Source organism: Lascolabacillus sp., assembly GCF_028696275.1.
Classification (GTDB): domain Bacteria; phylum Bacteroidota; class Bacteroidia; order Bacteroidales; family Dysgonomonadaceae; genus Proteiniphilum; species Proteiniphilum massiliensis.
The window spans coordinates 63926-76673 of the sequence record NZ_JAQVHI010000006.1 but is presented as its reverse complement, the minus strand read 5'-3'; the positions used below and the strand labels follow the sequence as shown (position 1 = coordinate 76673).

At 35.3% G+C, this 12748-nt stretch carries 12 protein-coding genes; 9 read left to right on the top strand and 3 right to left on the bottom strand.

Annotation, left to right across the window (positions count from 1 at the left end; all coding sequences use genetic code 11):
- Window positions 1-35: 35 nt before the first annotated feature.
- From PHO43_RS03120 to PHO43_RS03110, 3 genes are read left to right on the top strand one after another with little or no spacing between them, the layout of a single operon-like run.
- Complete coding sequence (locus tag PHO43_RS03120) at window positions 36-851, top strand: outer membrane protein assembly factor BamD (RefSeq protein WP_045089774.1); 816 nt, start codon at window positions 36-38, stop codon at window positions 849-851.
- A gap of 26 nt (window positions 852-877) precedes the next feature.
- On the top strand, window positions 878-1210 hold the full coding sequence (locus PHO43_RS03115; RefSeq protein ID WP_045089773.1) for a DNA-directed RNA polymerase subunit omega: 333 nt from the start codon (window positions 878-880) through the stop codon (window positions 1208-1210).
- A gap of 3 nt (window positions 1211-1213) precedes the next feature.
- A complete protein-coding gene (locus tag PHO43_RS03110) occupies window positions 1214-1672 on the top strand; it encodes a DUF4293 domain-containing protein (protein ID WP_045089772.1) in 459 nt (152 codons plus the stop codon).
- On the opposite strand, the gene PHO43_RS03105 is transcribed toward PHO43_RS03110, so the two are convergent.
- On the bottom strand, window positions 1669-2583 hold the full coding sequence (locus PHO43_RS03105; protein WP_045089771.1) for a M48 family metallopeptidase: 915 nt from the start codon (window positions 2581-2583) through the stop codon (window positions 1669-1671). The two genes, PHO43_RS03110 and PHO43_RS03105, sit on opposite strands and share 4 nt — an antisense overlap.
- A 312-nt stretch (window positions 2584-2895) precedes the next feature.
- Between PHO43_RS03105 and PHO43_RS03100 the strand changes: the two genes are divergently transcribed.
- The 6 genes from PHO43_RS03100 (at window position 2896) to PHO43_RS03075 (ending at window position 10347) form a co-directional block, all read left to right on the top strand.
- Window positions 2896-5631, top strand: a complete 2736-nt coding sequence (locus tag PHO43_RS03100) for a DNA gyrase/topoisomerase IV subunit A (RefSeq protein ID WP_053826209.1) — start codon at window positions 2896-2898, stop codon at window positions 5629-5631.
- Window positions 5632-5667: 36 nt separating this feature from the next.
- Window positions 5668-6507 (top strand): DUF3316 domain-containing protein, encoded by an 840-nt coding sequence (locus tag PHO43_RS03095; RefSeq protein WP_045089769.1) that lies wholly within the window; start codon window positions 5668-5670, stop codon window positions 6505-6507.
- Between the two features lie 18 nt (window positions 6508-6525).
- Window positions 6526-7698, top strand: a complete 1173-nt coding sequence (locus PHO43_RS03090) for a MalY/PatB family protein (protein WP_045089768.1) — start codon at window positions 6526-6528, stop codon at window positions 7696-7698.
- 63 nt (window positions 7699-7761) lie between these two features.
- Window positions 7762-8373 carry an FKBP-type peptidyl-prolyl cis-trans isomerase gene (locus PHO43_RS03085; RefSeq protein ID WP_045089767.1) on the top strand — a complete coding sequence of 204 codons (612 nt, stop codon included), beginning with the start codon at window positions 7762-7764 and terminating at the stop codon, window positions 8371-8373.
- Between the two features lie 3 nt (window positions 8374-8376).
- Window positions 8377-9453 (top strand): chorismate synthase, encoded by a 1077-nt coding sequence (gene aroC, locus PHO43_RS03080; protein ID WP_045089766.1) that lies wholly within the window; start codon window positions 8377-8379, stop codon window positions 9451-9453.
- A 21-nt stretch (window positions 9454-9474) separates the two neighbouring features.
- Complete coding sequence (locus PHO43_RS03075; protein ID WP_288011245.1) at window positions 9475-10347, top strand: N-acetylmuramoyl-L-alanine amidase-like domain-containing protein; 873 nt, start codon at window positions 9475-9477, stop codon at window positions 10345-10347.
- 5 nt (window positions 10348-10352) lie between these two features.
- On the opposite strand, the gene PHO43_RS03070 is transcribed toward PHO43_RS03075, so the two are convergent.
- Entirely contained in the window at window positions 10353-10811 is a 459-nt protein-coding gene (locus PHO43_RS03070) for an MgtC/SapB family protein (RefSeq protein ID WP_045090913.1), read from the bottom strand.
- Window positions 10812-10893: 82 nt separating this feature from the next.
- Window positions 10894-12606 (bottom strand): S41 family peptidase, encoded by a 1713-nt coding sequence (locus tag PHO43_RS03065; RefSeq protein ID WP_045090912.1) that lies wholly within the window; start codon window positions 12604-12606, stop codon window positions 10894-10896.
- Window positions 12607-12748: the final 142 nt, after the last annotated feature.

The following is a 12748-nucleotide window of genomic DNA, read 5'->3' as shown; positions in this document are numbered from 1 at the left end:
AGTAAATTTGCGAACTTAAACCGACTTGTAACAAGATGAAACTTAAACTTATCTTTTTTTTGATGTTCGCTATTGCCCTCGGTTCGTGCAGCGAGTACAATAAAATTTTGAAAAGTACCGATAGGGATTTGAAGTATAGCTATGCTAAAAAATATTTCGAAGAGGGTAAGTATAGTCGTAGTGTAACACTGCTTGAAGAGCTTGTTGCTTTTATGAAAGGTACTGCACAAGCTGAAGAGTCGTTGTATTTGTTAGCACAGAGTCATTATAACTCAAGAGACTATTTTTCGGCAACTGAAGTTTTTACTACTTACTACAACACATATCCAAATGGTGAATATGCCGAAGCTGCTTTGTTTTATTCAGCCTACGGGATGTATCTCGACTCTCCTGACGCTAGATTAGATCAAACAAAGACATACAAAGCAATTGCAGAGTTTCAGAAATATATAGAAAGATATCCTCAGACAGAACGTGCTGAGCAAGCAAAGAATTATCTGTTTGAATTACAGGAGAAACTGGCTTATAAAGAACTACTTGCTGCTCAGTTGTATTTGAACCTTGGTAATTATATGGGTAATAACTATGAATCAGCAGTTATTACTGCCAGGGAAGCAATGAAAAGCTATCCATTTTCAATATATATGGAGGAGTATCAGATTACAATACTGCGTGCAAGGTATGAATTCGCACAGAGAAGTACATTGCAGGCACAACCTGAACGTTATCGAATGGTTGTTGATGAGTATTTTAACTATACCAATACATTCCCAAATGGAAAGTATATAGCTGAAGCCGAAGAATATTATAAAGAAGCACAAAGCAAAATAGATGTTTTGCCTACAACTTGATTTTAAATTAACATTCAATATAAAATATGGATTACAGAAAAATAGCCGCAAGCTCAAATACAGAAACCCGTGACGTAATGAAATTGTCAGAACCGGTTGGAAATGTTTATGAGATGGTTAGAATTATTGGTAAAAGAGCTAATCAGATTAGCATAGATATGAAACAGGATCTTGATTCAAAACTTCAGGAGTTTGCTTCATATAGTGATAATTTGGAAGAGGTTTTTGAAAACCACGAACAGATTGAGATATCCAAATTCTACGAAAAACTCCCTAAACCTTCATTGCTTGCAATTGAAGAGTGGAAAGAGAACGAAATTTATTATCGTAACCCTTCGAAAGAAAAAGATTTGTTCTGATATATGTTTCAACGTATTCAAACAATTTTCCTGGTTCTGGCAGCTGCAGCAATGCTGATTGCATCTTCAACTCCATTAGCAACCTTTAATTATAATTATAGTGAAGAGGTTGTTTTCGAGTCTATGGGTATTTACCTGAATGGAACATTAAATGACTCCACATGGGGTCTGTTTGCTATCAGTATAGGTAGTTCAGTGCTGGCTTTAATTACTATCTTTTTATACAAAAAGAGAATGTTGCAGATAAGACTATCCATTTTCAATCTTGTATTGATGATTGGATTCTATCTGTTTTTTGGATTTATTTTCTACAAAGTATATTCAGTAGAAGAGCTCCTTTTTAATAAAATTGGTGTTGGTTTAATAATGCCTTTAATAGCCATCATCCTAACAATTCTGGCAATAAGGAGAATAGGTTCGGATGAGGCTTTAGTGCAGTCTTTAAACCGGTTGAGAGGCTAAAACGTCCACTCTTCGGATGTTCTGGCTTTATTTGTTTCTACAGGTACTGGAGCTTTAGTTTTAATTGGTTCGGTTGTTTCATTTTGAACTCCCGAACCTTTGTAGTATTGTAGCGCAGTAGGCATAATTGCTGTTAGTCGTTCAATTCTTCTGCTATCTGCAGGATGTGTACTTAATACTTCGGGTACTCCCGCACCTCCTGATGCTTGAGCCATTCTTTCCCAAAAGGGTATTGCCACTCTTGGGTCGTATCCTGCAATAGCCATAATTATTACACCTATTTCATCAGATTCGAGTTCTTGTTTTCGTGCATAAGGCATCATTACTCCATATTGAGCACCAAGACCAAACACTGTAGAAGCGATTTGTCGAGTTGACTCTGAATTTCCAAGGAGTCCACCTGCAATTGCACCCCCATACTGTAAAGCAACCTGTTGACTTATTCGTTCATTAGAGTGCTGAGCAATAACATGTGCAATTTCGTGACCAATAACGACAGCTAAAGCTTCTTCCGTTTGTGTGACAGGCAATAATCCTGTGTATACAACAACTTTGCCACCGGGCATTGCAAAAGCATTTACACTCTTGTCGGCTACCAGATTGAATTCCCAGGCATAATTTTTTAGTTCAGATTCATAACCATTGCTTTTATAAAAAGTTTCAACGGCTTTAGCTATCCTGTTACCAACACGGTTTACCATTTGTGCCGCTGCTGTGCCACGTTCTACAGGAGCAGTACGCATAAATTCCTGGTACTGTTGCAGACTAAGTGCAATGACCTCGTCATTTGAAACCAACTGTAACTGCCTTCTGCCTGTAAATGGTACACTTCCACATGATATTATAAATGAAACTGCAAAAAATATCAGTGATGTTTTAATTAATGACTTTGGTATTCTAATTTTTCCCATAGCTATGCTGTTTAGTTAATTCTTTGGTCTGTTTATTATTTAAGAAATTGATATCTCTTATTATACAACAATAATGAAAGCTTTCTTCCTTTAATTATGAAGCAAAAATAATTAAAATTGTGAAAGTTGTGATTGCAGTTGTCGAAATATCAGTTCAAATGTAGCATTTATCAACTTATTTGATAATTTAATCAATTTTGAAATTAACCCATTTTTTCATATCTTTGAGCAGTTTTAAGCAAATAATTTACACCAAAAAAACTATGTGTACTTCCTTTTCAGGGAGTAAATATCTGTTTATTTAATTGACATATGTCTTCTAAAAAGATTAACAACGACGATATTATAGAAAATAATGACGACCTGCAGAACAATGAAGATGTAAACTTGCAGGATGATGAATTAGAGATAAGTTTTTCCTCAGGGGTCGGTACAAATTCGAGAGTGCCTGTAAGGTTGGGCGAAGACAGTACTCTAAACTTATCAAAGATGTATCAGAATTGGTTTCTGGACTACGCTTCGTATGTAATACTCGAGCGTGCTGTTCCACATATCTCAGATGGTTTGAAACCGGTTCAGCGTCGTATTTTGCATTCAATGAAGCGCATAGAAGACGGTCGTTTTAATAAAGTTGCCAACATTATTGGTAATACGATGCAGTTTCATCCACATGGTGATGCATCTATTGGTGATGCATTAGTGCAGTTGGGGCAAAAGGATCTGTTAGTAGACATTCAGGGTAACTGGGGAAATATACTTACCGGGGATAGTGCTGCAGCACCTCGTTATATTGAAGCTCGTTTATCCAAATTTGCACTGGAAGTTTTATTTAACCCTAAGACTACTCAATGGAAACCATCATATGATGGCAGGAATAAAGAACCGATTACTCTTCCGGCGAAATTTCCACTTCTTCTTGCGCAAGGAGCCGAAGGTATTGCCGTAGGTCTTTCTTCAAGAATTTTACCACACAACTTTAATGAGCTTTGTGATGCTTCAGTTGCTTACCTGCAAGGTAAGTCATTTAAGCTCTATCCTGATTTCCAAACTGGGGGGTATATTGATGTGGAGAAATATAACGATGGTGAGCGTGGAGGTAGTGTGAAGGTGCGTACAACAATTACTAAGCTGGATAGTAAGACTCTGGTAATTAAAGATGTACCATATGGAAGAACTACTTCAGGACTGGTAGACTCAATACTTAAAGCTAATGAAAAGGGAAAAATAAAAATAAGGAGAGTAGATGATATAACCGCACAGGAAGTAGAAATACATGTACAGTTGGCACCAGGTGTATCATCGGATAAGACTATAGATGCATTGTATGCATTTACTGATTGCGAAATAAGTATATCTCCTAACTGTTGTGTTATCGATAATGATAAACCACATTTTCTTACTGTAAGCGATGTGTTGATTGCATCGGTAAACAGAACTAAAGATCTGTTAAAGCTGGAACTGGAGATTGAAAGAGGTGAGAAGCAGGAAGCCCATCTTTTTGCATCACTCGAAAAAATATTTATAGAAGAGCGTATATATAAGGATAAAGAGTTTGAAAACGCTAAAGATATGGATATAGCTATTGCTCATATCGATAAACGTTTAGAACCCTATAAACCATCATTTATAAGAGAAATAAATCGTGATGATATCCATAAGCTTATGGAGATTAAAATGGCAAGAATTCTGAAGTTTAATGCAAGTAAATCTGATGAACTTATTGCCAGACTTCTTGAAGAAATAGAAGAAATTAATCATAATCTGAACAATTTGGTTGATTATACTATTTCATGGTACCTTATGCTTAAAGAGCGCTATGGGAAGAATTTCCCACGCAAGACTGAGATTAGGAGCTTCGAAAACATTGAGGCTGTTAAAGTAGCTGAAGCAAACGAGAAACTATATATAAACAGAGAAGAGGGCTTTATAGGCACAGGTCTTAAAAAGGATGAATTTGTTTGTAATTGCTCTGATATAGATGACATTATTGTATTTTTCAAAGATGGAAAATATAAAGTGGTTAAAGTGAGCGATAAAATGTTTGTTGGTAAAGGAATACTTTATGCAAATGTTTTTAAAAAGAACGACAAAAGAACTATCTATAATGTAGTTTATCGAGATGGCAGGACATCACCTCATTATATTAAAAGGTTTGCTGTCACAGGTGTTACAAGAGATAAAGAATATGATTTGACTAAAGGTAAACCTGGCTCAAGAATTGCATATTTCAGTGCTAATCCAAATGGAGAAGCTGAAACCATTAGAGTGATTTTAAAACCAAAACCAAGACTTCGTATTCTTCAATTTGAAAAAGATTTTAGTGAAATAGAAATCAGGGGTAGGGGTACAATTGGAAATATTCTTACCAAGGCTGATGTACATCGAATTCAATTAAAACAGAAAGGCCTATCAACATTAGGGGGAAGAAAAGTCTGGTATGATCCGGATGTCTTTAGACTCAATTATGAAGGTGGAGGAAAATATCTGGGAGAATTCCAGGGTGATGATATGATTTTAGTAGTCACAAAAAGTGGAGATTTCTATAAATGTAACTTTGATCTTTCTAATCACTTTCCTGATGACGTACTAATTGTGGAGAAATTTGATGAACATAAAGTGTGGACTGCTGCGCTATATGATGCAGATCAGGGATATGCCTATCTCAAGCGTTTTACAATGGATGCAACTGAGAAACCACTCAACTTTATGGGTGAAAATAGTGAATCACGCTTATTTTTGCTGACAGATGTAGTTTATCCAAGAGTAAAAGCTATCTTTGGAGGCAATGATAGCTTCCGTGAACCAATCGAATTGGATGCTGAAGAGTTTATAGGTGAAAAAAGTTATAAAGCGAAAGGTAAGAGAATATCAAATTTTGAGGTAGAAACTGTAATTGAATTGGAGCCTGTAAGATTCCCGGAACCAGTAAATAAAGAAAGCTCTACTAAGGTGGAGATAGATGAAGAGGGAAGTGAAAATGGCAATGAGAATATATCAGACTCTGATTTGAGAGATGAAATTTCTGGTCAGATGAAGCTATTTGATTAATGGTTTGAAACCACAAATATGTAACAAATATATTAGATGAAAAGGATTCCTTTTTTAGTTTTTATTTGGTTTAGCTTAAGTTGTCTGCTATTTTCTCAGGAGTCCACTCAGCAATCAGTTATTCCTGTTAATCAATCTACACTTATAGGTATAGGAAAAGCATATTTAGAAGACAGCTATCTTTCTCCAATAAAATATGAAGGAATTGCAATTTCACTATTACATGATCGTATCAAAGCATCTAGGAAATATGGAAGTAATATTTTAATTCAGAATCAGTTTCGAATTCAAACAGCAATCACAAAAAACCCTACTCTTTCTTCTTCAGAATATTGGGGTAATCTAAATTATAATTTAAATATATTTTATCCACTAATTGATTCAGGGAAATTGCGTCTGTATGGTGGTGGAGGAACTGAAGCACTGTTCGGCGGTATTTATAACGTAAGAAACACAAACAATCCAGGCTCACTCAAAACATATGTCAATTTAAATTTATCTTCTATGGTGTTATACAAATTGCGTAATCTAAGTCTAAGATGGCAGTTATCGACACCATTTGCAGGAATGTTTTTTTCTCCTGAATATGGACATTCTTACTACGAAATATTTACACTAGGAAATGATAAAGGAACGGTGCATTTTGGTTCGTTTCATAATCAGTTGGCACTGAGAAGCTATTTTACAGTTGATATTCCGTTTAAAAATTTAACAATCCGCACAGGTTATCTGTGGGATTATTATGCTACTGATGTTAATGAGCTTATTACCAGGACTAATGCTCATCAGTTTATGTTAGGTCTTGCATTTGAATCTCTCTATGTGGGTGGTAAAAGGGCTCAAGATAAAAGTATAATAAAGAGTGTTTACTATTAGATAATTGTTTTTATTGGTATGAAATACAATTTTGACGAGATAATTGACAGGTCAAATACAGAAAGTTCAAAACTTGAGAATTTAAAGTCGCTTTTCGGACGTGAAGATCTTATTCCACTGTGGGTTGCCGATATGGACTTTAAATCTCCACCTGCAATCACCAAAGCTCTTATGAAAAGAGTGGAGCATGGGTTATTTGGTTATACAATTCAATCAGAATCATACTTCAATTCAATAATAAATTGGCTTGAAAGAAGACATGGATGGAGTGTTGAAAAAGATGATATTACATATATCCCCGGAGTTGTAAAAGGTTTAGCTTTTGCAATAGATGAATTCACGGATAAAGGAGATAATATCATTATACAGCCTCCTGTGTATCACCCTTTCAGGATTGTGAGTAGCTCTTTAGGGCGAAATGTGGTTAATAATCCGTTAATAAAGTATAACGGTCAATATAGAATGGATTTTGAAGGACTACGCAAGATTGCATCTGAAAAAGAGTGTAAGATGCTTATACTTTGTAATCCTCACAATCCTGCCGGGAGAGTATGGACTCATGATGAACTAGCAGAACTTGCGGAAATTTGTTACGATAACAATATTCTGGTTATTTCAGATGAGATACACTCTGATTTGGCACTTCCAGGATATAAACATATACCTTTTGCAACAGTGTCTGATAAGGCAAATAATAACTCTATCACCCTAATGGCTCCAAGCAAAACTTTTAATATTGCCGGGATAGTAAGCTCATTTTCAGTTATCACAAATGAAGAAATCAGAGAAAAATTTTTAAGCTATATAAAGCCAAGATGCTTGGACGAGGGAACATTATTTGCATATACGGCTACCCGTGCAGCTTATGATGAGTGTGATGACTGGCTTGATGAGATGCTAAAATATGTTCAGGGTAATGTTGATTTTGTTGATAGTTATTTGAAAAAAAACATTCCACAAATAAGAGCTATACTGCCAGAAGCATCTTTCTTAGTTTGGCTTGACTGTTCTTCTTTGAAACTTTCACAGTCTGAACTTAAAAAACTATTTGTTAATGAGGCAGGACTTGCTCTTAATGATGGAACAATTTTTGGTCCAGGAGGCGAGGGCTTTATGAGATTGAATGTTGGAACGTCAAAACAAGTACTTGAAAAAGCTCTCAATAATCTTAAAAACGCTGTTAATAAATAAACTTCATTTATACTTGATTGTTAATATTCAAATCCAAATAAATAATTAAAAAAATAATAGACAATGAAAATTTCAGAAAACAAATATATTACGCTTTCATATGACCTGAATGTAGGAGAAGGAGATAATCTAGAATTAATGGAGCAAGCTACAGCGGAACAACCGATGGAGTTTATATTCGGAGCCAATATGATGCTAGATGCTTTCGAAAAACAGATTGAAGGATTAGAGCAGGGTGATGAGTTTAACTTTCACTTGACTCCAGATCAAGCATATGGAGAATATGATGATGCTCAGATAATTGAACTTCCTAAAAAGATATTCGAGATAGAAGGAAAAATTGATAATGAGATCCTTTTTGAAGGAAATGTTGTACCAATGATGGACTCTTCCGGTAATAGATTAATGGGTTCAGTAGTAGAAATAGGGGAGGATATTGTAACAATGGATTTTAATCATCCTCTGGCTGGAGAAAATATGTATTTTACCGGGAAGGTATTAGGTGTTAGAGATGCCTCGGCCGAAGAAATTGCAGCTCTATTCTCTGGTGGAGGCTGTGGTTGTGGTTCATGCGATTGTGGCTCGAAAGGCTCTGGTGCAGAAGGTGAAGGATCATGCGGTTGTGGCAGCTCAAATGGTGGAGGTTGTGGTTCAGGAGGTTGTGGTAATTGCTAATATATGAATACATTTGGAAGATTATACAGGTTAACATCCTTTGGTGAATCTCATGGTGTTGCAGTGGGGGGAGTAATTGATGGTTGCCCTCCTGGTTTGGAACTCGATTTAGATCTTATTCAAAATGAACTTAACAGGAGAAGGCCTGGGCAATCACGTATAACTACACCAAGAGTGGAATCAGATACTGTAGAGTTTCTTTCAGGAGTCTTTGAAGGAAAAACTACTGGCACACCAATTGGTTTTATTGTAAAAAATGAAAACCAGCAGTCAAATGACTATAGTAATATAAAAGATGCTTACAGACCATCACATGCAGATTTTACCTACCATCAGAAGTATGGTATAAGGGATTACAGGGGAGGTGGTCGTTCATCTGCACGTGAAACAATTGCCCGTATTGTGGGTGGTGCAGTAGCGAAACTATATCTGGATAAACTTGGAATTGATGTTAAAGCTTATACATCTCAGGTAGGACATATAGGTCTTGAGAATGATTACAGAATGTATGATCTTACAAAGATTGATGATAACATTGTTCGATGTCCCGATCCGGAGGTAGCTGAACTGATGATAAAGCTGATTCAAGAGACACGTTATCAGGGAGACACGATTGGTGGAATTATAACATGTGTTATTAAAGGAGTTCCTGTAGGACTCGGTGAACCTGTTTTCGGGAAACTTCATACTGCTCTTGGTGCTGCAATGCTTGGAATTAATGCAGTAAAAGGTTTTGAATATGGTATGGGCTTTAATGTTTCAAAAAAAGGGTCTGAAGTGAATGATTCTTTTTACGATTCTAATGGAACAATAAGTACCAGAACTAATTATTCAGGTGGAATTCAGGCTGGTATTTCTAATGGACAGGATATTTATTTTAGAGTTGCATTCAAACCCGTTTCAACTATTTTGATGGAGCAGCAAACCGTAGATATTACAGGTAAGAATACAACAATAAAAGCTAGAGGTCGTCACGATCCATGCGTATTACCTCGTGCTGTTCCTATAGTAGAAGCAATGGCATATATGACAATAATGGATTACTATCTAATCTCAAAAGCTAATAAACCTGAGTCGTAAAATTTTTTAATAATTATAATCATGAAAAAACTATCTTGTTTAAAAGAGAATATATTTATTCTGGCTTTAATTTTAATAATTATACCAGGTAATATAATTGCACAAGTAAAAACTGAGTTTTTACTTGAGGACAGGATAGTTTTTGATGATTATATTGAATATATAAAGCCTTGGAAATCTAATAGTAAGGATCTGATTATGGAAAAAACTGCTCTGTTTTTTCTAGGAAAACCTTATGTGGCTCATACTTTGGATCAGAATGTGGTTGAACAACTGACTGTGAATTTCCGCGAATTCGATTGTTTTACTTTTGTGGAAACAGTTATTGCTTTATCTATGACAGCTTTAGAGGAAGAACCTACTATAGAGGCTTATGCGGATAATCTAAAATCAATCAGATATAGGGATAAAGTAATTCTGGGCTACCATTCTAGATTACATTATACAATTGACTGGATATATGAGAACAGTAAGAATGGTATAATGAAAGATATTACCAGTGAAATTGGTGGGGTGAAGGACAATAAGATTATAAACTTCATGTCTGAACACCGTACTTCATATAATCAATTAACTGATGATGATACAACTCTTAATGAAATAATAAAGGTGGAAACTAAAATTAATGACAGAGGAGGCTTTTATTATTTACCAAAGGATGAAATAGCCAAATCAGATTCATTAATACCACATATGTCAGTAGTAGGTTTTACTACAAGTTTAGAAGGACTGGATGTCACACATGTAAGTTTTGCATTTAGAAAAGATAGGGAGCTTAAATTTATACATGCCTCATCGGTTCTTAACGAGATTGTAATTGATAAACAATTACTAAGCAACTACTGCAATAGCAGAAGCTCATGTACCGGTATTATTATAGCAAAAGTATTATAGTTGCCTTATTCGAATCTTTTATTATTGTCGTCAGATTTGTTATTCTTCTTATTATTGAATAATATATCAGTTTTCCTCAGGAGTGTATTTATTATGATTATTAATAGTGTTGTAGCTGCAAGCTCCCAGTATAACCCAAAACCGGCAAGGCAGCCAAGTGCAGCACTACACCATATGGTTGCAGCTGTTGTCAATCCTTTAACATTAGTACCTCTGTGAAGTATTACACCTGCACCAAGAAAACCAATACCGGTAACTATTTGGCCCATTACTCTGGAAGGATCACCTGTTTGTATCCCTTCCATCAAGTAGGCTGAAATCATAACAAAAACAGAAGAGCCAACTGATACCAGCATATTTGTTCTTAGACCTGCACTTTTGTTACTTGTCTCACGCTCAAGTCCTACTGCACCGCCTGCAATAGAAGCTGCCAGAAGACCTATAATAAACTCTGTTGGGAACATAGTCGAATAGATTATTTTACTTAATAATTATCTGATTAAATCTTTATTAACAACAATCTGAGATATATAGGGTTCAATAATACTAAGAGTAACGATCTTTGAGTTTTTCCTTGATTTCTTCAACAGGAGGAATGTTTTCAGGTATTGGTTTTAATATTGCATCATACATTTCCTTGTTTTGAAGAACCTCTATTGCTTTTTCAAACACTTTATCACTGGCTAACTGATGTAACAGAACTCCTTTCTTATAATAATACCGTTGAACAATTTCAGATTCTATCATATCTTTAATTAAATCTTTAAATAGTTCAAGGTCCCTGTCAATATCAGGATGAAGTTTAGCTTCAAGTGCTTTAAATTCTTCAGCAGCAATATTTAGGTATCCTTCAAACTCCATGATGCTTTTTAATTGATTCAAAGACCGTTGACTCATTTTATCATATTCAAAATTCCTTGTTTTTACATAATTTTTAAATGAATCATAGTCTGTATCGGACAATTCAAATTGATCTGGAGCTGAAATTTTCTCATGATTTTGTGCCCAATCTGTAACATAATCAAAAATTATATTTTCAGCCATGAGATAATAAGCTATCCTACTACCAACTTCCTGAGGTACTGTTATATCAGGAGTAATACCACCACCATCACGTACTTCTCTGCCATTTCTGGTATAAAATACATTGGTTAAAGAATCAGGTACACGGGCGACACTACCATCTGGATTTCGATGAGAATAGTCTAGTGATTGAATACCCCTGCCACTGGGAATATAGTATTTAGAAGTAGTAATTTTCATATTTCCACCATAAGGCAAATCACGAGGTGTTTGAACCAATCCTTTACCAAATGATCTATTACCTACAATAACTGCTCGATCAAGATCCTGAAGTCCTCCTGCAACTATTTCTGATGCAGAAGCAGAACCGGTATCGATAAGTACTACTATCGGTATTATTTCATCCAGAGGTTGGTCTTGTGTGAAATAACTTCTATCCCATTGAGTTACTTTACCTTTGGTTGATACTATTTCCTCACCCTTGGGAACAAATAAATTCACAACACTTACAGCTTCGTCTAAAATTCCACCTCCATTACCTCGAAGGTCCATTATTAGCGACGTAGCCCCTTTGTTTTTTAGTTGTTCCACAGTCTCCTTAACTCTATCAGAGCTACCGGAAGTAAAGCTTCCAAAGTGGAAATAACCAATATTTCCATTGAATACATCCGAGTAAGTGACTGGGTCTATTTCAATTTTTTCTCTTACTATATTTATGGTTCTATATTCCTTTTCACCTGGTCGTTTAATTAATAATTGTATGGTCGTACCTGGTGTTCCTTTTAACTTATCGCTCACTTCTTTTACTGTTGCTTCCCGCATATCTTCGCCATTAATCTCAAGTATAGCATCACCCGCTTTTAGTCCTGCTTTTGCTGCCGGTAAATCCTCGTACGGTTCATTGATAATAACCTGACCATCTTTGTAAGAAATAATAGCTCCTATACCTGCATATTCGCCAGTGGTCATAAATTGAAGTTCACCAATGTTTTCTTCAGAGTAATATTCTGTATATGGGTCGAGTCTCGATAGCATGTTATGAATTGTTCCCTGAACTAGTTTATTTACCTCTATGCTATCAACATAAAACATGTCTAACTCCCTTAACACCGAATTGAAAATGTCGATATTTTTATTGATATCGTAATAACGTTGATTTTGGCCACTTGATGCTATTTGGGCATAAATTTGTAAAGTAAATAATCCGGTGAGTAATAAAAGAATATATTTTTTCATTTTAGCATTAAAATTTATTTGTATGCATATAAAAAATGTTGCCAATGCTTCATTTCTTCCATTAACAAAGGAACAAAATTTTTCCTGAAATCAGTATTTTCTTTTAGTTATATGTTTATAAATATCGAATGTAAGGAGATTA